At 33.4% G+C, this 24,158-nt stretch carries 17 protein-coding genes and 1 tRNA gene; 6 read left to right on the top strand and 12 right to left on the bottom strand.

Going from position 1 to position 24,158, the window contains the following annotated elements:
* Positions 1-243 precede the first annotated feature (243 nt).
* A complete protein-coding gene (locus tag ACNQGO_RS13910; RefSeq protein WP_417947362.1) occupies positions 244-1,647 on the top strand; it encodes a carboxypeptidase regulatory-like domain-containing protein in 1,404 nt (467 codons plus the stop codon).
* 718 nt (positions 1,648-2,365) lie between these two features.
* On the opposite strand, the gene dprA is transcribed toward ACNQGO_RS13910, so the two are convergent.
* Positions 2,366-3,466, bottom strand: coding sequence for a DNA-processing protein DprA (gene dprA / locus ACNQGO_RS13915; RefSeq protein WP_417985638.1), 1,101 nt, complete (start codon positions 3,464-3,466; stop codon positions 2,366-2,368).
* A gap of 102 nt (positions 3,467-3,568) precedes the next feature.
* On the opposite strand from dprA, the gene ACNQGO_RS13920 reads away from it, so the two are divergent.
* Positions 3,569-4,516, top strand: a complete 948-nt coding sequence (locus ACNQGO_RS13920; protein ID WP_417985639.1) for an HU domain-containing protein — start codon at positions 3,569-3,571, stop codon at positions 4,514-4,516.
* Positions 4,517-4,572: 56 nt separating this feature from the next.
* Here the strand turns inward: ACNQGO_RS13920 and ACNQGO_RS13925 are convergent, their stop codons facing one another.
* From ACNQGO_RS13925 to ACNQGO_RS13950, 6 genes are all read right to left on the bottom strand, one after another.
* Positions 4,573-6,840 (bottom strand): helix-turn-helix domain-containing protein, encoded by a 2,268-nt coding sequence (locus ACNQGO_RS13925; protein WP_417985640.1) that lies wholly within the window; start codon positions 6,838-6,840, stop codon positions 4,573-4,575.
* 365 nt (positions 6,841-7,205) lie between these two features.
* Entirely contained in the window at positions 7,206-7,811 is a 606-nt protein-coding gene (locus tag ACNQGO_RS13930; protein WP_417968587.1) for an OmpH/Skp family outer membrane protein, read from the bottom strand.
* A 254-nt stretch (positions 7,812-8,065) separates the two neighbouring features.
* Entirely contained in the window at positions 8,066-8,914 is an 849-nt protein-coding gene (locus ACNQGO_RS13935) for a class I SAM-dependent methyltransferase (protein ID WP_417947966.1), read from the bottom strand.
* 218 nt (positions 8,915-9,132) lie between these two features.
* Positions 9,133-11,004: a tRNA uridine-5-carboxymethylaminomethyl(34) synthesis enzyme MnmG gene (gene mnmG / locus ACNQGO_RS13940; RefSeq protein WP_417985641.1), complete on the bottom strand. Its 1,872-nt coding sequence runs from the start codon at positions 11,002-11,004 to the stop codon at positions 9,133-9,135.
* 143 nt (positions 11,005-11,147) lie between these two features.
* Positions 11,148-11,567, bottom strand: coding sequence for an rRNA maturation RNase YbeY (gene ybeY / locus ACNQGO_RS13945; protein ID WP_417985642.1), 420 nt, complete (start codon positions 11,565-11,567; stop codon positions 11,148-11,150).
* A complete protein-coding gene (locus ACNQGO_RS13950; protein ID WP_417985643.1) occupies positions 11,564-14,866 on the bottom strand; it encodes a hypothetical protein in 3,303 nt (1,100 codons plus the stop codon). The genes ybeY and ACNQGO_RS13950 overlap by 4 nt, the downstream gene beginning before the upstream one ends.
* A 154-nt stretch (positions 14,867-15,020) precedes the next feature.
* Here ACNQGO_RS13950 and gltX point away from each other — a divergent pair, with 154 nt between their 5' ends.
* Positions 15,021-16,532, top strand: coding sequence for a glutamate--tRNA ligase (gene gltX / locus ACNQGO_RS13955; RefSeq protein WP_417947808.1), 1,512 nt, complete (start codon positions 15,021-15,023; stop codon positions 16,530-16,532).
* Between the two features lie 67 nt (positions 16,533-16,599).
* On the opposite strand, the gene ACNQGO_RS13960 is transcribed toward gltX, so the two are convergent.
* Positions 16,600-18,027, bottom strand: a complete 1,428-nt coding sequence (locus tag ACNQGO_RS13960; RefSeq protein WP_417985644.1) for a hypothetical protein — start codon at positions 18,025-18,027, stop codon at positions 16,600-16,602.
* 305 nt (positions 18,028-18,332) lie between these two features.
* On the opposite strand from ACNQGO_RS13960, the gene ACNQGO_RS13965 reads away from it, so the two are divergent.
* Complete coding sequence (locus tag ACNQGO_RS13965; RefSeq protein ID WP_417985645.1) at positions 18,333-19,322, top strand: SPFH domain-containing protein; 990 nt, start codon at positions 18,333-18,335, stop codon at positions 19,320-19,322.
* 28 nt (positions 19,323-19,350) lie between these two features.
* Here ACNQGO_RS13965 and ACNQGO_RS13970 read toward each other — a convergent pair whose 3' ends face one another.
* The 4 genes from ACNQGO_RS13970 to ACNQGO_RS13985 all read right to left on the bottom strand — a co-directional run bounded on the left by ACNQGO_RS13970 (position 19,351) and on the right by ACNQGO_RS13985 (position 22,753).
* On the bottom strand, positions 19,351-19,623 hold the full coding sequence (locus ACNQGO_RS13970; RefSeq protein ID WP_417947990.1) for a DUF6327 family protein: 273 nt from the start codon (positions 19,621-19,623) through the stop codon (positions 19,351-19,353).
* 3 nt (positions 19,624-19,626) lie between these two features.
* On the bottom strand, positions 19,627-19,977 hold the full coding sequence (locus ACNQGO_RS13975; protein WP_417947989.1) for a competence protein: 351 nt from the start codon (positions 19,975-19,977) through the stop codon (positions 19,627-19,629).
* Between the two features lie 40 nt (positions 19,978-20,017).
* Positions 20,018-20,347 (bottom strand): YtxH domain-containing protein, encoded by a 330-nt coding sequence (locus ACNQGO_RS13980; RefSeq protein ID WP_417947988.1) that lies wholly within the window; start codon positions 20,345-20,347, stop codon positions 20,018-20,020.
* Positions 20,348-20,650: 303 nt separating this feature from the next.
* Positions 20,651-22,753, bottom strand: a complete 2,103-nt coding sequence (locus ACNQGO_RS13985) for a glutamine--tRNA ligase/YqeY domain fusion protein (RefSeq protein WP_417985646.1) — start codon at positions 22,751-22,753, stop codon at positions 20,651-20,653.
* A 123-nt stretch (positions 22,754-22,876) separates the two neighbouring features.
* Between ACNQGO_RS13985 and folB the strand changes: the two genes are divergently transcribed.
* Both folB and ACNQGO_RS13995 read left to right on the top strand, forming a co-directional pair.
* Positions 22,877-23,236 (top strand): dihydroneopterin aldolase, encoded by a 360-nt coding sequence (gene folB / locus ACNQGO_RS13990; RefSeq protein ID WP_417985647.1) that lies wholly within the window; start codon positions 22,877-22,879, stop codon positions 23,234-23,236.
* Positions 23,237-23,341: 105 nt separating this feature from the next.
* A tRNA-Cys gene (locus tag ACNQGO_RS13995) sits at positions 23,342-23,415 on the top strand.
* The last annotated feature ends 743 nt before the right edge of the window (positions 23,416-24,158 follow it).

Consider the following 24,158-nt stretch of genomic DNA (forward strand, 5'->3'; position numbering starts at 1 on the left):
AAACAAAACGTTCTCACCTAGCCCAGATGGCAGTGAAAATCCTCTTGTGCCAGGGTTTGGCATAAGAGATTGTAACGGACAGCGGGACAACTCGTGTGCTAGAGTTTTAAATATTACATCTTTCTAATTCTCTTTTTAATCCCCTTTTAAATCTTCAAGTGATTATAAATTTTAATAATTTTGAGATTGCTTTTGAGCTATTTTATATGTTAATTTGTAATAATTTAAACCAATATAACCATTATGAACAACCATTACACAACTGAATTATTTAAGTTCGAAAAAGTAAATAGAATTTTTTTCTTATTCCTTACAATAATCGCCCTAACTACATCATCGTGCAGCAAAGACGACGCTCCAGAATTACCAACATTACCAGTTGCAACTGTCGGTTCAGTTTCAGGAACTGTTAAAGAAGATAGTAATAATCTTACCGGAGCAACCGTAATCTTAAAACAAACAGGGCAACAAGATAAAAGTGTTACTGTAGGAACAAATGGTGTTTTTAGTTTTAGCAATTTACCTGTAGGAAATGTTAGCCTAATGGTTTCTTTTCCTTTGTACATTTCTCAAACTATAGAGGCTAGTGTAACGGCAGGTAAAACGACTAATGTAGCTGTGGCTATGGGAGGAGATTTGACAGTAAAAACACTGATCCCAGATGCTAAATTTGAAGAAAAATTAATCAAGCTAGGCCACGATGTAGCTCCAATTGATGGAAGTGTGCCTACATATAAAATTAATAAGATAAAAACATTGGTTTTAAATGATTCAGGAGTAGCAGATTTAACGGGACTTCAGGATTTTACCGCCTTAGAAAATTTTTATTGTTCTAATATTTATGCTGCTTCTGTGGTTAAGATTACATCAATAGATATTTCTAATAATACTGCATTAAAATTACTTGATGTTTCGTTCAATAAAATAGCATCATTAGATATTTCAAAGAATACAGCATTGGTTTCATTAAAATTAAGTTCTAATTTGGTAACTAGTTTAGATGTTTCAAAGCACACGGCATTGACTTTATTGTTTATCGACAGAAATCCTCTTACATCTGTAGACGTAACTAAAAATATTTTATTAAAAGAGCTAGCAGTTAGTAGTAGTGTAAATACTTTAGATGTTTCTAAAAATACTGCATTAGTAAATCTATATGCTAATGATTGTAAATTTACAAACTTGGATATTTCTAGCAACAGTACTTTAGAAGTATTATGGGTTGGTAGTAACCAATTAAGCACTTTAGACATTTCTAAAAATCCAGCCTTGAGAATTTTACTTTCTAATTATAATCTATTGACAGGATTAGATATAACAAATAATCCCGCATTGATTGACATTAATGCTGAATATAATAAAATAACCACTCTTAATACCAGCAAAAATACTCAACTAGTAAAACTATCTTGTGGAGATAATAACCTCACTAGTTTAAATTTGAGCAATAATTTAAAACTAACTTATTTAAAATGTAGTAATAATAAACTTACGGATTTGGATCTTTCAAAGAATACGCTTATTGCAACTGGAAGTCTTAATTATTTACTTTGCGCTAATAATTTATTGACGAAATTAAATTTAAAAAACGGTAACAATGTAAATTTTATAGGAGGAAATTTTAGGTCTAATGCAGCCTACTCTTAAAATAGCGGTAGATGATGTAAATTACTCCAATACCAATTGGAAAGTTTATAAAGATGACAATGCTACTTATGTAAGTTCTTTTTGATAAACTATCATCTGATCAATGACTAGTTACCACTCAAGTTTTGTAGGGTATAAGTATGAAATGAAAGCCATTTTTCTAGATTTATTTTGTTTAAAAATGTTAATTTATAATTTGAATAGAAACCACAAGAAAGGATTTGTGCTGTAGCGAGGAGAGTAGGCACTAGTTGCAAACGAGTACCAGTGGAGCTTAAATAATTCATAAACATTATTGCTGGTTTTTAAAAAAACGCTATTTCTTAATTGAATTAGCGTTTTTTATTTACAATATACTAGAATTTTATTAGGACTTAGACCTAACAGGTTTTAAAAACCTGTTAGGTCTAAACAAACCGTAGCGCTTGTAAAACGAATAATTCAACTAGCAGTATTACAAAACGTAGTTCCTATTTTTTTTGTTATGAAAACAAAACGTTCTCACCTAGCCCAGATGGTAGTGAAAATCCTCTTGTGACGGGGTTCGGCATAAGAGATTGAAAAGTACAGCGGGACAACTCGGGTGCTATGCAAAAAATGTGCTGCTCCTAAAAAAACACCTGCATGATTTCTATGGACATACTTCTGCAATAACCTTTAAAAAAATTAACGCTGTTTTTAAGGTGCTGTTTTAACAAAAAACCCTCGATTGTCGCATTTATATTGCTTCGAATAATTTGCCTGGTAATGGCCTTATAACGCCTTTTAACTCCATATTTAGAAGCATTCCTGAGATTTTGTAAATAGGGAAATCACAGCGCAAAGCAATAATATCCATCAGTTCTTTTCCGGTTTTAAGGAGGTAATCGTAGACTTTTTGCTCGTCATCGTCAAGGCTTACAAAGAGTTGTTTCTGTACGGGTTTAGATTCCTTTTGAATATCCCAATTCAATATATATATCAAATCAGCGGCACCAGTCAATACATTTGCTTTTTGGGTTTTTATCAGGTTGTTGCAACCTTGACTGTACTTATCGGTAACACGGCCTGGAACTGCAAATACATCACGGTTGTAATCATTTGCCATATTTGCCGTGATTAAGGAACCGCCTCTATCGGCTGATTCGATTACGATGGTCGCTTCGGACATTCCTGCAACAATTCTGTTTCTTCTAACGAAATTTTCTTTATCTGGATTGGATGAACTCCAAAACTCGGTCATAAAACCACCGTTCTGCTCCACTTTCGCTACATATTTTTTATGGGTTTTCGGGTAAATTTGGTTTAAACCATGCGCCACCACTCCTATCGTCTGTAAATTATGTTCCATTGCCAGTTGGTGCGCAACAATATCAACACCATAAGCAAAACCACTCACGATTATAGGATCAAGCGGTGCTAAATCTTCGATCAGTTTTCGGCAAAATTCCGTTCCATACGAGGTAATTTGCCGCGTTCCTACAATGCTAATGATTCGTCTGTTTTTTAAATTGATATTTCCGGAGGTGAATAATAAAAGTGGACCGTCAATACACTGTTTCAAACGTTCCGGATAATCCTCGTCCTGAAAATAAGCTGCATTGATTTCATTCGATTTTATAAATTCCAGTTCTTGAGTTGCTTTTTCGAAAACGGATTTATCTCTTAAATTTTTCAGCAACACACTACCAATTCCGTCAATAGCCGCTAGCGCTGAAGTCTTTGTAGTAAAGATCGCTTCGGCCGAACCACAATGCGTGAGCAGTTTTTTGGCCATAATATCGCCCACGCCTTCTATTCTTTGCAATGCTAATAAATAAAATAAATCCTGTTCCTTCATGCTAATTATTTGAACGTGAAATGTATAAATTTTTATGCGGATTGTTAATAAAAATTGTGAATAAAATTTTGATAACTATTTTGGTTGTATAACTTTGTAAGTATGAAAATCGAACTTTATATCGCACAGCTTTTGTACCGTTATCAATGTGTTACCGTGCCAGGTTTCGGAGCTTTTTTGACCGAAATCAAATCGGCAGCACTTAATGAGAGTACGCATTCGTTTTCTCCTCCTACAAAAAGAATTGCCTTTAATGCGAATCTAAAAAACAATGACGGTTTATTAGCCAATCAAATTGCTTTAGCTGAAAAGACATCTTATGAATATGCTGTTAGTAAAATTCAATACGAAGTTTTTAATTGGAAAAAAACATTCGAAGAAAACCAGAATGTTACGATAAAAAATGTCGGTGAACTTCGTTTAAACGCTGATAAAAATATTGTTTTTACTCCGTACGATCAAACCAATTATTTGACCAGTTCTTTTGGGTTGGCACCTTTTGTCTCTCCACTTGTAAAAAGAAAAATTTTCGAAAAAGAGATAGAGGTAATTGAAGAAAAAGCAACAATTACTTTAATTCCTGAAGAAACCAGAACTACAAATTCTTACTTAAAATACGCTGCAATTTTTGTATTAGGATTAGGACTTGCAGGAAGTGTTGGTTATCCAATGTATCAAAACCAAATCGCCTCAGAAACGTTGCTGGTTGAAACTGCAGTTCAAAAACAAGTTCAAAATAAAATTCAGCAAGCTACTTTCTTTATCGAAAGCCCAGTTCCTGCAGTGACACTGGCAGTAAAATCGACTACGGAAGCAAAAATGCCCTATCACATTATGGCTGGAGTTTACAGAGAAGAAAAAAATGCTGATAAAACCTTGCGAATTTTAAATCGTTTAGGATATGATGCCAAACGAATCGCGCCGAACAAAAACGGTTATTATCCGGTTTTATATGGTAGTTATGCCACATTTGCTGAAGCCGAAAAAGCAAAAAAAGAAATCAATATAAAGCACAATCCAGAGGCTTGGATACTGATTGAATCACTATAATAACGAAACCCTATTCTTACCGAATAGGGTTTTTTAGTTGTGAGACTTTCTTGTTGTTAATTCAAACTCGCTTTGTACATTCTGGCTTCTTCCCAAGAGAATTTTTGACCGTGTTTTTCCATTAAAGCATTGAGTGATTCTTCGCGGTACCCCTCAAAAGCGGCGGCTAAATCCTGCACTTTATCTGCTGGTAAAACCTCTGAAATGGCTACTGCTTTAGTTTGTATCAACTTTACAAAATGCGAATAAATGGTTTGTTTGGTCAATACTCTAATGGTCGCAATCTCATCAATGGATTTCTTTTCGACCCACAATTCGTAGGTTTCTTGCACCGTTGATTTTTTTGGCAATACAGTTTTTGATTTTTTTGAAGTGTAGCGTTCCACGTCTTTCTCATCATCTATCAAAGTAATGTTGAGTTCTTTGAATTGATTTTGAATCGCTTCCGTTTTGCGGATGATGTAATTTTTTATTTCTGAGGAGGTCAATTTTTCTTTCGAAATGGTTTCGCCCGCAACAACGGTTTCTATTAATAATTTTGCCTTCATCAGGCGCAGAACGGCTTTGGTTTGTACCTCTTCTAAAACTATCAATTCTTCATAAAACATCTTTGCCTTTTTGATGCGTTTTACTTCCTCGATTTTCCAAAGGATTTCAAATACTAAGTCATCCATAGGTTTCAAAAAATAACTAAAAGCGGCTTGAATGCGTTCCGAGACATGATTTAAATCTACAGTTTCGGGAGCAAAAAGCTTGTTTAATTGCGATATGAATTTCTTGGATGGATTCAAAAGCTGTTCGATGACTTCGTTTTGCTTTTTGGCCCACAACGCATGTTTTGATTTTCCTGAAACTTCCGAGTTTTCATTATAACTAAATCGGTGGTTACGCCATTCCTGTGCCAATTCACTCCAATCGAACGTATTGATCAGATAGTTATGGATAAAATTCTTGGTTTCAAAATGCAAAGCATTAGCTAAAAACGAATCCGAAGCTTTGTTCAACGAATAATCCATCACATCCTGATCGTTTGAAATGCCGTTCATGCGCAACGGAGAAAGCAAAATAAGCCCTTCTAATGAGCGCAAACGCGATAACGCCACGTATGCCTGTCCTGGTAGGAAAACTTGCGATACATCGAGCGCAGCTTTATCAAATGTCAATCCTTGGCTTTTATGAACCGTTATGGCCCACGCTAATTTGATGGGATAATGCACAAAAGTTCCCAAAACCTCTTCTTCAATTTCCTTGGTGGCTGGATCTACTTTGTAACGAATGTTTTGCCATTCGTATTTTTCGACTTCTATAGTTTTGTTTTCTTCGGGAAAATGAACCAAAATCTCATGACTTCCCAAGGATTTGATAACGCCCATTTTTCCGTTGAAATAATGTTTATCAAAGGACAAATCGTTTTTCACAAACATAATTTGGGCACCTACTTTCAATTTCAGTTCTTGTTCCACGGGAAAAATCTTATCGGGAAAATCGCCTGTAATAACTGGTTGATACGTAACTAATTTTCCTTCTAGATCTTCTAAAGCTTGCGCATTCATCGAATCAGCTTTGTTGTTGTGCGTAGTTAATGTAATGTATCCTTTGTTGGCTTTTAAATCAAAGTCGGGTTTTACATATTGGTTTAAAGTTTGAATGTCTTGCTGAGAAATCTGGTTGTTGCGCAGATTATTCAAAACCGAAATAAACGTATCGTCAGTTTGACGGAAAATCTTGGATAATTCAATATAAAGTGGCGGGTTTTGTTGCACCACGTGCGAATGGAAAAAGAATTTTCCTTTGTAATAACTTTTCAGCGTACGCCATTCTTCGTCCCGAATTACCGGTGGCAACTGCAATAAATCTCCAATATACAACACTTGAACACCACCAAAAGCAGTGCTTTTTTTACGAACGGTTTGCATCATATAATCCATAGCATCTAGTAAATCTGCACGAAGCATACTCACTTCATCAATAATCAATAATTCCATATTGCGAATGACCGATTTCTTCAACCCGCTCATTTTAAAATGTCTGCGTAGAGTCGCTTTTGTTTCAAACTTAGTACTTTCTGAAAATTGAGGCGATGAATTATCTGGAATAAATCCTCCAAACGGCAATTGAAACATGGAGTGAATCGTAACTCCGCCAGCATTTAAAGCCGCAATTCCTGTTGGCGCCACAACAACCGTATTCTTGTGCGTGGTTTGAATAATTTCCCGTAAAAGTGTCGTTTTTCCCGTTCCTGCTTTCCCGGTAAGGAAAACGGATCGATGGGTTTGATTGATGAATTGTAAGGTATAAGCGGCGGCTTCTGAAATAGTTTGCATTTGGCGTGTATATATAAAGCTAAAGTATTGAATTTTAGGAATACTTTTTATAGTTGAAGAAACTATTTGTCTGATGAATTGTTTTTTTTAGCCGTTATAGTAGCGGAAATCCTCGAGACTTAGAAAGTGATTTTTTTATAGCCAGAAAAGAGCGACCAACGGAAGCTTCTTTGAAGGGTAAGAAAAAACACTTTATAAACGAGAGATTACTTCATTGTACATTTATTTTATTGGCGTTAAGTGAACTACGTTTACAGCGGATAGCGGGACACGAGCGAAGCGAACTGACGAAGTAACTAGCTTCAAAAAAAATGCCTTCAATCTAAGGATAGACGAAGGCAATTTTTTGAATTAATATAAAAAAATTATTTTTTAGCTTCTGCTTTTTCTTCTGTTTTAGCAGGTGCTTTGTATTTGTCATTCAAGGCTTTAATGATTTCTTTTGTGATATCAAATTTGTCTTCAGCATATAGAATTGAAGCCGCGTCACCTGTACCGTAGATGTACGCATATCCTTTTTCTTTACCGTATGCTTTGATGAATTTTTTGACTCCTGAAACTAGTGAATCCATTTCTTTTCCGCTTTCTACTTGCAATTCCTGAGATAACGCTTGTTGTGCGTACCCTAATTGTTGCTCTCTTTTTTGTAATTCAGCCCCTTTTTGCTGTGCCCAAGCTTGACCGTTTGCTTGTGCTTGTGCTTGAAAGTTGGCAGCTTCTTGTTTGAAACGATTAATTTCAGCTTCTAGCTGTTTACCTTTCTCTTCAGATTTTGCTTTGTATTTTGCTTCAAGATCTTTTGCCTCTGTATATTCTTTCATCAATTCTGAAGTGTCTACGTAAGCGGTTTTTACTTCTTTGACTGCTTCGACAGGTTTGTTACAAGCAACAATCGAAATTGATAATGCAAGTAACACTAATGCTTTTTTACTTTTATTTTTAAAATTGCTTTTTTGGTATTCGTAGATCATTGATTTCATTTTATTGAATTTCTAGTTTTGAGTAATATGGACAAAAATATAAAAAAATAGATAGGATTGACATAAAGTTTTAAAAATGCTACTTTTTTTATGATATAGGATTTTATTATTGCGATTGGTTTTGATATAATTTACAACTATTAAAATCGGCTTTCATATCTTAATTTAAATGAACCTTCTTTAAAATACCGATTACTGATGTGGATTGATTAAAAATCGGTGTTTAAATGCGTTTAAAATGATTTTTAGTTGTTTTTGAGGATGTAAATGTGTGATGAATACTCAAAATTTTGCTTTGCTTTAAAATTTGAACGCAATCCCACAAAAAAAGCTTTGACATAATTCATTTTACCAGTTTTGTATTTTTCCGAAAGTAAGCTCACATAAAAAGAGTCAAACTTCATAGGAAGTACTTTTACCAATTTCATATCTTCTTTTTCGAAAAGCATTTTTATAGCTGTTTTAGAGAAATGCCAAAAATGAATAGGTACATCATAAGCGGCCCAAAACTTTCCGTAATATTTTGCATCGAAGGATTTGAAATTTGGAACCGCAATAATTAAAGTTCCGTTTGGTTTTAATAATCGTTTCAATTCTTTGATTTGGTTTTCCAAATTTGGAACGTGTTCCAAAACATGCCACATCGAAATCACATCAAAAGAATGAATCTCTAACTCTCTGGTTTCTTCAACAAATGAAACACCTTTATTTTTTGCAATAGCTTTTGCTTTTTCACTAGGCTCTACTCCTATCGTATGCCAACCGTTTTCTTTGGCAACGGACAAAAAATCTCCTGTTCCGGCACCAATGTCTAAAATGCTTCCTTTATTCGGTTGCAATGAATTGATTAAATTCAATTTATTTTTAAGCGCAATGTTTTTTACAAAATGATATGCTTTTTCAAATAAAGACCTTTTGCTATCTGTGTGCGATATATAATCAACGCTTTCGTAATACTTTCCTAAATTTTCGAAACTAGGTTGCGGAGTCGTAATCAGCATATCCAATTTATCATCATGATATAAATCGAAAATTTCCTGAGAAACAGAATAATCTTTAACGGTTAAAAAAGGCTGTTGGTTTGAAATGTCCATTAATTAATAGTGCTTTTATATTTTAATTTTAAACTAAACCCTGAAAACACCAACGGATGCTTTCAGGGCTAAATTATTTATTTGTGTGATTCTTCAATTATAGCAAGCCTTCACAACGTAGTTTCACGTGGAACAAATTGATTTAAGAATAAAGATTAACGATTTCAGGTTTTACATAAATCAGCAATCCAAAATCGTTAATCAAAAATCTACAATGCCTAACGTCCCATGTAAATCAACAAAACAGAAACATCACTTGGTGATACACCACTGATTCTTGATGCTTGAGAAATGGTCACTGGACGAATCTTGCTTAATTTTTGTTTTGCTTCTATAGACATCGATTTGATTTTTTCATAATCAAAATTCTCTGGTATTTTTACATCTTCTAATCGAAGCAGTTTATCCGCATTATTTCTTTCTTTTTCTATATAACCAGAATACTTGACTTGGATTTCGGCTTGTTCCAAAATTTCTTGGTCCAAATCATTTTCTGCCACATACGCTGCAACCTTGTCGAATTTCATGATGTCTTCCAAATCAATTTGCGGACGAGAGAAAACTTTGAACATTTTATCCCCTTGCGTAATCAGCGCCGTATCTTTTGATTCTAAAATAGGATTTGCTTCTGCAACCGAAACACTCGTTTCTTTGAAGAAAGCCACCATTTTTTCAGATTCATTTAATTTGTGTTCCATTCTACGCAAACGCGCTTCTGAAGCCAAACCTATTATATGCGACATTGGCGTCAATCTGAAATCGGCATTATCCTGACGTAATAAAGTTCTGTATTCTGCACGAGAAGTAAACATTCTATACGGCTCCTCTGTACCTTTTGTGATTAAATCATCAATTAAAACTCCGATGTATGCTTCGTCTCTTTTTAATATTAACGGCGCTTTTTCACGCACTTTTAGATGCGCATTTATTCCAGCCATCAATCCTTGGGAAGCTGCTTCTTCATAACCGGTGGTTCCGTTTATTTGTCCTGCGAAATACAATCCTTCAATAAGCTTTGTTTCCAAAGTATGTTTCAATTGTGTTGGCGGAAAATAATCATATTCGATTGCATAACCTGGACGAAAGAATTTAACTTTCTCAAATCCTGCAACAGAACTTAAGGCTTTAAATTGAATATCTTCCGGGAGCGAAGTTGAAAATCCATTTACATAAACCTCACACGTATTCCATCCTTCGGGCTCCACAAATAATTGATGTCTTTCCTTGTCAGCAAAACGATTAATTTTATCTTCAATAGACGGACAATATCTTGGACCAAGACTTTTTATTCTCCCGTTGAACATTGGCGAACGATCAAAACCTTCTCTCAAAATATCATGCACTTCAAGTGAAGTGTACGTCATGTGACACGATCTCTGATGAACCAAAGGCGAAGTCACATCTGAATAGGAAAACTTATCCGGCTTGGCATCTCCTTTTTCTTCGTTCATTTTCGAATAATCCAACGAACGACCATCCACTCTTGGAGGCGTTCCTGTTTTCATTCGACCTGATTCAAAACCTGCAGCAATTAAATCTTCTGTAACTCCATGCGACGCACTCTCGCCTGCTCTTCCTCCTCCAAATTGTTTTTCACCAATATGAATCAAACCATTCAAGAAAGTTCCATTGGTCAACACAACCGATTTAGATCGTATCTCCAATCCAAGAGAAGTACGGATTCCTTTTACTTTTCCGTTTTCAATAATCAAACCTTTGACCATTTCTTGATAGAAATCAAGATTTGGAGTTCCTTCCAACATCATTCTCCACTCTTCAGCAAAACGCATACGGTCACTTTGAACACGTGGCGACCACATCGCAGGACCCTTAGATTTGTTCAGCATCTTGAACTGGATTGCAGTTCTGTCCGAAACAATTCCCGAGTATCCACCCAATGCATCAATCTCACGCACAATTTGTCCTTTTGCAATTCCGCCCATCGCTGGGTTGCATGACATCTGGGCTATATTCTGTAAACTCATTGTCACCAATAAAGTTTTCGAACCCAGATTTGCGGCAGCAGCTGCAGCCTCAGAACCAGCATGTCCTGCGCCCACAACAATCACATCATATTCATTTAGAAACATCTTCTTATATAATTTAACCCTGATTCAGGATTGTAATTTAGAAATCTATGTATTTGTTCCACGTGAAACATTGACGAATAATTTTTCAGATCTGTACCGTGTGTTCCACGTGAAACACTTTAGATTTGAAAACCAAAAAAACACTAATGTTTCACGTGGAACAAAGCGATTTTTTCATCTTCTTTAGAACGCATTAAAAGCTCTTCTGATTCGCCTTTGTCTTTGTAGCCGCAGTAGTGTAAAATTCCATGAACTAAAACGCGCTTTAATTCTTCCTCAAAAGAAACATTGAAGTCAACAGCGTTGTCTTTAACTCTTTCGATAGAAACGAAAATATCTCCGTGCAATTCGTTACCCATAGAATAATCAAAACTGATGATATCCGTTAACGTATCGTGATCAAGATACTCTACATTAATTTTATGCAGATATTCATCGTCGCAAAAAACATAATTTATCTCTCCTTCTTTCTTGTTTTCCGAGGTAATAACTTTTCCTAACCAAGCGGCAACAACGTCTTCGTTGTCTAAATTAAAATCGGTTTCGTAATTAAAATTGATCATTTTTTATTAAAATATTCTTGAACCTTTTGATTAAAATTCGAGCGCAAAGGTAAGGATTGTCTATTTAATATTTCTATGCTATTCAAATAATCTAATAAAGCAGCTGGCAACGCATTAGATCGATTATTAAACTCCTTTTTATTGGTTTCAGATTGGCGTTTGTTTTCCTCTCCCTGTTGTTGAATGGCGGTGTTCAATTTTAATAATTCCTGTTTTACATTCAGCATCTTTTGAAGCGTTTCGTTCTTAAACCCTTTATTCAATAGTTGTTTTTCAATTTGCTTCATTTGATCCAAAGCGCTTTGTCCATTGCCACCTAATCCTTGTTTGTTCAATTCGTTTTGTAGTGCTTCACGTAATTGCTTTTGCTCCTTATATATTTCCAAAATAGCTTGCGCATCCCCTTCACCACCCTCACCTTCTTGTCCAGACTGACCTGCTTTGCCTTGTTTGCCGTTTTGTCCTTTTTGTCCCTCACCTGGCTTATCTCCTTTTTTCATTCCATCTTTCATTTTCTCACCAAGACCTTCTTGTTTTTTAATAATATCTGGCAATTGCATGCCCTGTCCTTGACCCGGTTTCGGTTTGCCAGAACCAGCACCTGACATTTGCATTTGCATATTATTAAGCATGTCGCTTAGAAAATCTGCTAACTTATTAGCTGCTGAGATAGTGTATTGTTGATGCGACAAACCTTTGGTAACTTGTGCATCGGTTAAACTGGACAACGATTTGTCGACGTTGTAAATTACATTGCCAATTTCTTTGGTAATATCCTCAGCGATTTTTGGATTACGCAACGACATCGCTAATAAACTATCATCAACATGCTTAAACTGTTGTTTTAAATCTTGCTGAATTTTAATATTTTTATTGAATGCAGGCGAACCAGATTTATGTTTTCTAAACTGATTCATAACATCTTCCTGAGATAAAGAAAAAGCCAATAAATTATCTAGTATTTGTCGCAACATCGCAACATCTTCCTCCAACTGCTCCATATCTCCTGCAGCCATACTTTCGGCCATTTTTTTCGACATCTCTTTCATCTTTTTAGATGCACTTTTTTGATTTGGCTTCGCTTTATCTTTTTTGTCTTTCTTCAATTCCTCCAAAGCTTTCTTTAAATCATCATCAATACTTTTTTCTTTAGTATCGTCTTTTGGTAAATCCAAAGGTGATTTTAATTCCTTATTTTCTTTATCCACCTCATTTAAATCTTCTTGAATTTTATCGAACTCCCTATTAATATCTTCTTGCTTTTCCAGTTTGTTTTCCTTTTCGTCATTGGATAATCGATCTTGCTTTTCAGAAAGCTTGTCCAATTTGTCCCGTAGTTGTTCGGCTTTCTTTTCTACATAAAACCTCTTGGTCAACTCCACCAACTGTTCTAAATTCTTAGTTTGATTTTTACTGTTTTGCTTAAATTTATCCAACTTAGTCAACAACTCTTCATTCTGAATTTTATCATTCAGTTCCTTCAATTCATCCAAAAGCTTTTGATTTTTCTCCAATTCTTTTTCCGCTTTGTCCATTCGCTTTTGAAGCTCCTCTTTTAAATCATCCTTTTTTTCCGTTTTAAATTGCTCCAAATTATCGTTCATTTTTTTTGTGAATTCCTTCATCATCTCATCTTGTTTCATTTGACGCTTGATAAAATCATTTACTTTCTGCTGATCTTTGAAGTCCAATACTTCTTTCTCTTTTCCCGATTTTTGCAACTTCTCCATTTCAGAAATTTGCTTGTCTTGGTTTTTCAAAGACTTCTCTAAACTATTGATATTGTCATTTTGTTGTTGCAAAATTTGATCTTCATTTTCTTCATCTGTAGCAACACGATTAGAGAAAACAGATGACTTCGTACTTTTGAAATTATGAATGGCATCATTATCAAAAACTTCAAAATAATAATCATAAGATACACCTTGCTCAACCGGGAGATTACTTGGGAACGAAAATATAAATTGGTCAAAAGCACTTTTCTCGACAGCAATTGTTCCACGTCTAGCAGTTTGCGGTTTCTCTCTTTCGTAATACACAACCTGAAGTTTAGACAAGCCATAATCATCCGAAATTTGACCTAAAACATAGTTCTTAGCCACCTTCAAACTGTCGGGTGCATTGTTCACATTTATCGTTGGAAACTGATCTTTTACAATAGTAAGCTGATAATTGAGTTTTTCATAGTTTTTTACTTTATCATTCGAAGTAAGAATTTGATAATCTGTATTTTGACTAATATTTTTTGATAAAATAAAAGTGTTTTCTGTTTTTGAAAAGGTAGCTTTTACAATTCCGTCTATCCAATCCACGCTTTGTGTCGCTAGCGTATTCATCTTCCAAGTAACACGCGTTCCTTCGGGAATAACAGCATTTCCTGTTCCTTTGATAACTTCTGATTTTTTATTCAAATACGCTGGAAAGTTCAACTGCATTTCGAAATTTGCAATAGAGGGAACGGTTATCACTTTAAGTTCATAATCAGGAGAAGAAATAGCATTTCCCTCCACGTGGAACAAAATATTTTCTGAGGGCTTTGCCATCTTAAATTGAAACTCTCCTGCTTTAGTAGATTCCATAAAATAACTTTCGTCATCAATAAAAATCATCGCACTCTCAGGAACTACTTTCCCTTCTGTTTTAATTCGAAGTATAAAATCCTTTCCTTGTTCGGTTTGTAAATTCGAATTAAGAACTACAAATTTAAATGGAGCCGGTGGCATAAAAGCTGAATTGAAATGCACTACTCTATTAAAACTTTGAGAAATCATGCTGCTGTTTCCTGAAAAATAAAAGAAAGCAAATAACACTATTGGAATCAAAGCCAAAGGAAAATATTTCCTGTTACCGTTATAATTTATGGCATTACCAAAAGGAATTGGTTGCAACGCATTGGCTTTTTGTTCAATCGAAGCGGATAATAATTCGGATTTAATTTGATGCTCATTAGGATTTGATAATTGTAAAAAATTAGTCAATTTATCACTCACTTCCGAAAAATGATTTCCTATAATTGCCGAAGCCTGATTGTAATCGATTCCTTTTTGAAGTTTGAATAATTTAAAAATGGGGAACAAAATAAATCGACACAACAAATAGACTTCTACACCAACGAAAATCCAAAATAAAATGGTTCTTCCCATTGGTTTGAGCCAAAGAAAATATTCGACAAAAAGCGTAAATAGAAAATACAACAAACCTAAACCGATAAAGAAAATAGTTCCCCGAATCAATTCGTTGGTATAAAACTTTCTGATGAAAGCTTCTAATTTTTGATAAATAAATTGCTGTTTTTCCAAAATTTATACTTTGATTTTTTATAACCACTAAAAGTAATAATTTAAATGAATAAAGAAATGTTAAAAATCACCAAACTCATTAATCTTACATTATCTCATTTTCAGATAATAACATCAGAAATCGAATTTGTATCTTCGCAAAAAATTTACAGCAATGTCTAAACAAGTTCGGGTGCGTTTTGCACCAAGTCCAACTGGACCTTTACATATTGGCGGCGTTCGTACCGCATTATTCAATTATTTATTTGCCAAAAAAAACAATGGCGTTTTCTTCCTAAGAATTGAAGATACGGATCAAAACCGATTTGTTCCAGGTGCCGAAGAATATATCATGGAAGCTCTAGAATGGTTAGGAATTGCGCCAGATGAAACTATTGGTAAAAATGAAAAATTTGCGCCTTACCGCCAAAGCGAAAGAAAAGATTTGTACCAACAATATGCTACTGAATTAATCAATTCCGGAAATGCGTATTATGCTTTTGATACAGCCGAAGCTTTGGATGAAGCAAGAAAATTAGAAGAAGAACAAGGAAAAACATTTATCTACAACCATACAAATAGAGAAAAACTGGATACTTCGTTAGTGATTTCTGCAACCGAAACTGCTAAAAGAATTGCTAATGGAGAACATTATGTCATCCGTTTTAAAACTCCGGTGAATGAAACCTTGCATATGCATGACATTATTCGTGGTGATGTAAAATTTGATACCAATCTTTTAGACGATAAAGTATTATTCAAAAGTGACGGAATGCCAACCTATCATTTGGCTAATATTGTGGATGATCATTTAATGGAAACGTCTCACGTAATTCGTGGTGAAGAATGGTTGCCATCCATGGCTTTGCACGTTTTATTGTACAGAGCATTTGGTTGGGAAGCACCAGAATTTGCTCATTTACCATTGATCATGAAACCTATTGGTAACGGAAAATTATCCAAACGTGACGGTGACAAGATGGGATTTCCAGTATTTCCATTAGATTGGACTGATGCTTCCAGCATGACAAAATCGTCAGGTTACAGAGAAAAAGGATTTTTCCCGGAAGCCGTAATAAACTTTTTAGCATTATTAGGTTGGAATGACGGTACAGAAAAAGAATTATTCTCACTGGAAGAATTAGTAGACTCTTTTGACTTAAATAGAGTTCACAAATCTGGAGCAAAATTTGATCCGGAAAAAAACAAATGGTTCAATCACCAGTATTTAATCAAACAAGACGATGCTATTTTAGCTAAAGCCTTCTCCCCTATTTTGGCTGAAAAAGGTTTTGATATTGAAGAGTCTAAGGTTACGAAAATTGTTTCCTTGATTAAAGAACGAGCACATTTTGTATCAGAATTTTGGGAAATGAGTGATTTCTTTTTTGTAGCTCCAACAAATTATGATGAAAAAGCCAGTAAAAACTGGAAAGCTGAGACTCCGGCATTAATGCAAGAATTAATTTCTGTTGTAGAGAAAATTACCGACTTCACCTCTATAAATATCGAAACCATTGTCAAAAACTGGATGACAAAAAACGAAATTGGAATGGGAAAAGTAATGCAACCGTTTCGTTTGAGTTTGGTTGGCGCGTTGAAAGGCCCTCACCTATTTGATATCGTTGAAGTCATTGGAAAAGAAGAAACAGTAAGCAGAATTCAGAAAGCAATAGCTACTTTGTAATTAAAAATGCCCCAAATAGTGCTGAACTTTTGGGGCATTTTCATTTATACGTGGGCTTTAATTATTACTAGTGATTAAAATAGGTAACTTTATAATATTCCTTATTATCAGATTCTATTAACCAAATACCTTTATCAGAAGTAAATGAGTTGATCGAAATTTTTTTCTTAGGATTACCCAAACCGGCTAGATAGCTTTGAACTTTTTGGTTATCTTTTAAAAAACTAAAAGTATTCATGTCAAATTTAAGATTTTTAAAATCTTTTAAATAATAGAAAGCAACCACTTCAGTCTGTACGTATTCGCCTACACCCATTTTATCAACTTCAAAAAGTATTTTATCATTCTTAATCATATATCCATTATTGGAACTAATTTTACTATAAAAATAATATGGATCTGACGCACTATTATGAATTGATAACAAAATGTTACCTTGAACAATATCAAAATCAAGGTTCAATTTAAGTTTAACAGCATTCCTTTTTATTTGTTCATCTATTAATTCTTCCGTTTTCTGCCAAATTTTATTACCCTTAGCATCAAATTTAACTATGTAAAAACCTTGAACATCATTGTTCACAAATTCACCATTTTTCTTACCATATAAACCATAAATATATAAGTTACTGGCACCAGGATCTAAATAATAATTATTAATTGATAATTGATCTGAAAAAACATCAACGGTTGAACTCCCAAAAGTCCGGTTTGATGACATAGAAAATCCATTAGCTGCAGAACCAATAGCTCCACCACCATTGTTAGAAAAAATTAACGGCTTATTGATATCAATATCGTAAGCTAGATTTTCAATGATATTACCATTATAATCATAAATTGCTCTATGAAGTATAAATGATTTAGTACTATTATTGATAAATTTAGTAGCTATTTCAAACGATTCTTTGTTATAATATAACTTATAATTAATATCTTTTAATTTGAAATAATCTTTTTTGTTTGCATTTAAAAACTTTGGCTTAACCAGTTTAATAATTTCTGTTTTTCCAGTTTTATAGGTAAATTTATGTAAAAAAATATCTTCTTTCTCTAATGATCCTACACTTTTATTTTTTTCATTACCGATACTTATGGAAAACTCTTTAGAAAATAAAAGCATTGGTTTTTTGGTGTCAATTGTCGCAATTAACTTATTTCCATCATACACTTTAGTGTCTGATATCCAACCAACCCCATTAAATTGTGTACCACTAAAAGAGTCATCAATAATTGAAGGGTTAAAGTCCAAAAATTTACCATCTTCAAATATTGTTTTTTTTGAGGAATTTTCAACAGAATACAATTCTGATTTATTAATTCCTCTAATAGACCCATAAGGCTTACCCTTATTAACCAATAATAAGTTTTGTTTTTTTAATAATTGAAATTCAATGGGTTTGTCATCTTTGACAAATTTTTCGTCAACAACTGTGGTTTGAGCAGTACCATAAATACTCGAAAGTAGTACAACGCATAAAAAAGATTTATTCATAAAAATAAATTAAAAGATTATAAAATAGTGATGAGTCAAAAATAGACATTTTCGTGTTTGCAAACAGAAATTAATGATATATTTCCTATAAACAATTTATTAAAAATTACAAAATAAAGTATACAGATAAAATAATACTGCATCATTCAAGATAAACATTGCTTAAAAAGGTTTTGAAATAGTAATACAAAAGATAAATATGATTTATTTTTTAGCTTTCCTTTACACAAAAAATAAAGAAAGATAAATACGATAAATTCTAAAGTTTAATTTGTAAATTTATAATTAAACTAAAACAAATTATCATGAACATTGCATTAATTATCTTACTAGTCTTTGGATTCTTTATTTTACTGTCTTCTTTTTTTACAGTGAAACAACAAACAGCTGTTGTTGTAGAGCGATTCGGAAAATTTTTAAGTATCAGACAATCGGGACTACATTTAAAAATTCCTTTGATCGATCGTATTGCGGGACGCGTGAATCTTAAAATCCAACAATTAGATGTTATCATTGAAACAAAAACCAAAGACAACGTTTTTGTAAAGCTTAAAGTTTCAGTCCAATTTATGGTTATCAAAGAGACCGTTTATGACGCTTTTTATAAACTGGAATATCCACACGATCAAATTACTTCTTATGTATTTGATGTTGTTCGTGCCGAAGTTCCAAAACTAAAACTGGATGATGTTTTTGAAAGAAAAGATGATATTGCCATTGCTGTAAAAAGAGAATTAAACGAAGCCATGACGACTTATGGATACACAATTATCAATACTTTGGTAACAGATATTGATCCTGATATTCAAGTGAAAAATGCCATGAATAGAATTAATGCTGCTGATAGAGAAAAAACAGTAGCTGAATTTGAAGCAGAAGCATCAAGAATTAGAATTGTGGCTAAAGCCGAAGCCGAAGCAGAAAGCAAGCGTTTACAAGGACAAGGTATTGCAAACCAAAGAAGGGAAATTGCCAAAGGTTTAGTAGAAAGTGTTGATGTTTTAAATAGAGTTGGAATCAATTCTCAAGAAGCTTCTGCATTGATTGTTGTAACCCAACATTATGATACGCTGCAAGCTATTGGTGCTGATACCAATTCAAATTTAATTTTATTACCTAATTCTCCACAAGCAGGAAGCGACATGCTTAACAATATGATTGCATCGTTTAGCGCTTCTAATCAAGTGGGTGAATTGATGAAAAAGAGAAGTGAAAAAGGAACTTCAAGAAGAGAAAAAAACATCGAACTACCTGAAAAACCAGAAGCTCAAGAAACACCGGAAACAGAAGAATAGAGTACTTGAATTCATAAAAAAAAGAGGCTTAATTGCCTCTTTTTCTTTTAGTAAACCAATTTTTTATAAACGATATTGCTTTATTTAATATAAAAGGAGCCGCAGTAGAAACAATTGCTCCATACGGAATAACAGAACTATACGTCCCTATTAAGTCACTTACAATATTTTGAGGCGTAATACTTTCCTTTGTTTTTTGAAAACCATAAGCCAATTTTTGATAACTGATTTCTTTTTCAATCTTTAAAATTTCGAGTTCCCTTTCTATTTGAGCATATGAAGAATATTTTTTGGTTTCCATAAATTAATCGTTAAAAAATATTTCTGAAAATTTCTCTAAAATGGGTCCTTCAACGATTTTATCTTTTATAGAAAATAAAATTCCTGTTACTACAAGATAAACTCCCCCAACAATTAAAAACCCCAAAGCGTAACTATCTAAAGCTATGCCTATAGCTAAAGCAGCAGCTACAGAACAAAATAATAAGACCATGCTGAAACACAATAAAATCAATGAAAATTTTATGATCATCGTTGTTGATTTCATTGCAACCTTAAAACCCCACAATTTATAATAAGCCGCAGTACTTTCTATATACGCTTTAGCTTGTTCTTGAATGTTTTCTGTATTTTCTTTTAATTCTTCAAAAGCCATAGATTTTATTTTAGGATTTGATACAATGAGTACATCAAAATTATTTTTGAAGTTTAGCGTTCTGCCTTTTCAGTTCTGCTAATTTTTCTTCTAAAAACGAAATTACATCTTCGGTCTTGTGACTCATATTTGAAACCAATTCTTCATAGGTTTCTTCCAGATCAATTTTTGCAGTAGAAAATTTGTCTTTAAATTCTTCTGAGGCATGATCCAGTTTATTTTTTAATTCATTCTTAACATCATCAAAACCATCTTTCATTTTTTCTCTGGTTTTTGATCCTTTATCGGGAGCAAATAAAATCCCGATTCCAGCTCCAATTACTGCTCCGGTCAAAAGAGCCAAAAATGTATTTCCTGTTGAATTCGACATGATTCTTAATTTTAAAAGTTTGTTTCATAAAGGTACCTGTTTATTAACAACTCCCTGTTAACAACTCGTTAAAGTGTAATTTCACAAGACAAAAAGCGAATACAAGCGAACTGTTTCACGTTTATTTTAATTCCATATAGATCGTTATTTATTTTAAAAAAAGGTCTTAAAATCGATTTATGAAAGTCATTTTTAATAATAAAAAAATATTAAAAACAATATTTTCATAATTAATTGCAATAATAACAAAAGCCCTCTAAAAAGAGAACTTTTGATTGATAAAATCTATTTAAAATAAAAGTCTTAAAATTTAAGGTCTTTTAATAATTGTAACACTTTTTCGTTTTTCTCGATTGATTTTAATTCTGAAAGCTGTGTTTCGAAAAGGCTATAATTATTCAAATCATTTTGCAAATTTTCAATCGCTAAAATTCTAACCGCTGCCATTTGACTTTTTAATGACATGGTGTATAATTTCGTCAAAGCTTCTTCTTCGATATCTTTTACTTTTACTTTATCTGAATGATGCAAAATCAAATTAGAAAATAACAGCGAGTTGTTATCATTTTTAATGCTTTTTACAATTGTCTGAATAATTAAACTGTAATTGTCAATACTTTTAATGTTGTCAACAATATTATTTAGAATCAAATTAGCATTGCTTTCACCCTTTTCTTTTACATATTTATTGATTTCTTTTTGAGTATTCATCAATACATTTTCTTCTTTTTTGCCTTTTTCTTCCCAGGCATCTTTCAATCCAACCGTTTTATTAAAGACAATCTTGCCTTCAACCGTGTCTTTATCTACATTGAAATAACCCAAACGTTGAAACTGGAATTTCTCTCCAGATTGCGCCGTTGCTAAACTTGGTTCTACAAATCCCTTCACAATTTGTAAAGAACTTGGATTCATAAATTCTAAGAAATTTTTCTCTTTATGACTGTCTGGAGCTTCATCAATAAACAAGCGATCGTACAAACGAACTTCAGCTTCTAATGCATGTTGTAAAGAAACCCAATGCAAGGTTCCAGCTACTTTCCGTTGACTGGCTTCGCTCCCACTTCCACTTCTACTGTCTTCATCATACGTTACATGAATCTCAGTAATAGTTCCAGCAGCATCTTTTATAACACTTTCTCCTTTAATGATAAACGCATTTTTAAGACGCACTTCTCTACCTAAACTCAATCGGAAAAACTTTGCGGGAGCATCTTCTAAAAAGTCTTCTCTTTCAATAAATAATTCTCTCGAAAAAGGTACTTTTCTAAATCCCGCGCTTTCATCTTCCTGATTATTTTCGGCTTCCAACCATTCTTCTTTATCTACTGGATAATTTGTGATGACTAATTTTATTGGATCTAAAACCGCCATAACTCTTGGAGCCGTTTTATTCAAATCTTCGCGCAAGCAAAATTCCAAAAGTGAAAAATCGATAATATTTTCTCTTTTGGCAACACCAATAATATCACAAAATTTTCGAATAGAATTGGCTGTATACCCTCTCCTACGCAATCCTGAAATTGTTGGCATTCTAGGATCATCCCAACCATTTACTATATTTTCTTGTACCAATTGCAACAGTTTTCGCTTGCTCATTACAGTGTAATTCAAGTTCAAACGGGCAAATTCATATTGATGTGGTTTTACTTTTGAGTCATCATAAATTTGGTCCAAAAACCAGTTGTATAATTCTCTGTGCATTACAAATTCTAATGTACAAATAGAATGTGAAATTTGCTCTATATAATCACTTTCTCCATGTGCAAAATCATACATAGGATAGATTTTCCAATCGTTTCCAGTTCTGTGGTGATGACGGTGTAATACACGATACATCAATGGATCACGCATCAACATATTAGTCGAAGTCATATTAATTTTAGCACGCAAAACATGGCTTCCTTCTTCAAAATCTCCATTTTTCATTCCTTCGAACAAAGCAAGATTTTCTTCAATAGAACGGTTTCTGTAAGGACCATCAACTCCAGGTTGTGTAGGCGTACCTTTCTGCGCAGCCATATCTTCTGAAGATTGACTGTCAATATACGCTTTCCCATTTTTAATCATTTTTACAGCCCAATCGTACAATTGTTGGAAGTAATCAGATGCATAGCGTTCTTCAGCCCAATTGAAACCCAACCACTGCAAATCTTCTTTGATGGCATCTACGTATTCCTGCTCTTCTTTGGCTGGATTTGTATCGTCAAAACGCAAGTTTACTGGCGCATTGTACTTTAAACCCAATCCAAAATTCAAGCAAATCGATTTGGCATGACCTATGTGTAAATATCCATTAGGTTCTGGTGGAAAACGAAAACGTAATTTATCTTGGGGAAAACCGTTGGATACACTGTCTTCAATGATTTGTTCTATAAAATGGAGTGATTTTTCTTCAGTTGACATTTTTTTGTTTTATTTTAGCAAAGGTAAAAAAGTTTAAGGTTTAATGTTTACTGTTTCCATAGAAACCTATGAAAAGTTCGCAATTGCACTTTATACTTTACACCATAAATAAAAAATATAATAATGGGAATTATAAAACTTAAAAATATCAGAACCTTCTCTTACCACGGATGCTTGATCGAAGAAGGAAAAATTGGCTCTGACTATACCATAAACTTAGAAGTTAAGACTGACTTGAGAAAATCAAGTATATCAGATGATTTAAAAGATACAGTGGATTATGTGCTTTTAAATCGCATTGTTGTGGAAGAAATGGCTATTCGTTCGGACTTATTAGAACATGTTGCTCACCGAATCATAACTCGAATTTTTGAAGAAATTCCTGAAGTTTCCAGAATTATTGTGGCGGTTTCTAAACTCAATCCTCCTATTGGTGGTGATGTTGAAGCAGTTACTATAGAAATGGAAGAATATAGAAGTTAAGTTAATTATGAATTACAAATTATGAATTATGAATTTTAAAAACTTTGTAATTATTAGCTTTCCTTTTTTAACTTTTTTACTATATTTGCACACCAATAAATAATTGGCGTCGTGGCCGAGCGGCTAGGCTGGGCTCTGCAAAAGCTCCTACTCCGGTTCGAATCCGGACGATGCCTCCAAAAGAGATACAGAAATGTGTCTCTTTTTTTTATGACTAATTTTTAGAAAAAATTAAATAAAGATGTGGTTCGAATCCGTCCCGAGGCTTCGGGAGATGCCTCCAAAAGAGATACAGAAATGTGTCACTTTTTTTTATGACTAATTTTTAGAAAAAATTAAATAAAGATATGGTTCGAATCCGTCCCGAGGCTTCGGGAGATGCCTCCAAAAGAGATACAGAAATGTGTCTCTTTTTTTTATGACTAATTTTTAGAAAAAATTAAATAAAGATATGGTTCGAATCCGTCCCGAGGCTTCGGGAGATGCCTCTAAAAGAGATACAGAAATGTGTCTCTTTTTTTTATGCTTAATTTTTAGAAAAAATTTAATAAAGATGTAGTTCGAATCCGTCCCGAAGCTTCGGGAGATGCCTCTAAAACCTTCAAAGACACAAACAAAGTGAATTGGCGTAGCAAACTTGGAGGTTTATTTTATGTCTAATTTTTAAGAGAAATTAAAAAGTTTCTGATTTAAACCATTAAGAAATTAAGAAAAATTAAGTGTTAATTCTAAATGAAACTTAATTTCTTAATCGTTTAAAAATAATTTTAATTGATAATTTTATAACTAAAAACTTAAATGACTTAAATATTGTCTTGTCCTGAATAACCGATACAGATTATTAGATAAAAATATTTAATTAAACACTTGCAAAAACGTTTTTGCAAGTGTTTTTTGTTTTATATGTCCTCATTTTAATTTG

It is taken from the genome of Flavobacterium frigidum, assembly GCF_048286735.1.
Taxonomy (GTDB): Bacteria; Bacteroidota; Bacteroidia; order Flavobacteriales; family Flavobacteriaceae; genus Flavobacterium.

Excerpts from the sequence above, each read along its gene's own strand:
- ybeY (WP_417985642.1), bottom strand. The coding sequence starts at position 11,567 with ATGATCAATTTTAATTACGAAACCGATTTTAATTTAGACAACGAAGAC.
- ACNQGO_RS13970 (WP_417947990.1), bottom strand. The coding sequence starts at position 19,623 with ATGGAAACCAAAAAATATTCTTCATATGCTCAAATAGAAAGGGAACTC.
- ACNQGO_RS13925 (WP_417985640.1), bottom strand. The coding sequence starts at position 6,840 with ATGCAAACTATTTCAGAAGCCGCCGCTTATACCTTACAATTCATCAAT.
- ACNQGO_RS13975 (WP_417947989.1), bottom strand. The coding sequence starts at position 19,977 with ATGGCTTTTGAAGAATTAAAAGAAAATACAGAAAACATTCAAGAACAA.
- dprA (WP_417985638.1), bottom strand. The coding sequence starts at position 3,466 with ATGAAGGAACAGGATTTATTTTATTTATTAGCATTGCAAAGAATAGAA.
- ACNQGO_RS13980 (WP_417947988.1), bottom strand. The coding sequence starts at position 20,347 with ATGTCGAATTCAACAGGAAATACATTTTTGGCTCTTTTGACCGGAGCA.
- ACNQGO_RS13930 (WP_417968587.1), bottom strand. The coding sequence starts at position 7,811 with ATGATCTACGAATACCAAAAAAGCAATTTTAAAAATAAAAGTAAAAAA.
- gltX (WP_417947808.1), top strand. The coding sequence starts at position 15,021 with ATGTCTAAACAAGTTCGGGTGCGTTTTGCACCAAGTCCAACTGGACCT.
- ACNQGO_RS13960 (WP_417985644.1), bottom strand. The coding sequence starts at position 18,027 with ATGAATAAATCTTTTTTATGCGTTGTACTACTTTCGAGTATTTATGGT.
- ACNQGO_RS13910 (WP_417947362.1), top strand. The coding sequence starts at position 244 with ATGAACAACCATTACACAACTGAATTATTTAAGTTCGAAAAAGTAAAT.
- folB (WP_417985647.1), top strand. The coding sequence starts at position 22,877 with ATGGGAATTATAAAACTTAAAAATATCAGAACCTTCTCTTACCACGGA.
- ACNQGO_RS13965 (WP_417985645.1), top strand. The coding sequence starts at position 18,333 with ATGAACATTGCATTAATTATCTTACTAGTCTTTGGATTCTTTATTTTA.
- ACNQGO_RS13985 (WP_417985646.1), bottom strand. The coding sequence starts at position 22,753 with ATGTCAACTGAAGAAAAATCACTCCATTTTATAGAACAAATCATTGAA.
- mnmG (WP_417985641.1), bottom strand. The coding sequence starts at position 11,004 with ATGTTTCTAAATGAATATGATGTGATTGTTGTGGGCGCAGGACATGCT.
- ACNQGO_RS13935 (WP_417947966.1), bottom strand. The coding sequence starts at position 8,914 with ATGGACATTTCAAACCAACAGCCTTTTTTAACCGTTAAAGATTATTCT.
- ACNQGO_RS13920 (WP_417985639.1), top strand. The coding sequence starts at position 3,569 with ATGAAAATCGAACTTTATATCGCACAGCTTTTGTACCGTTATCAATGT.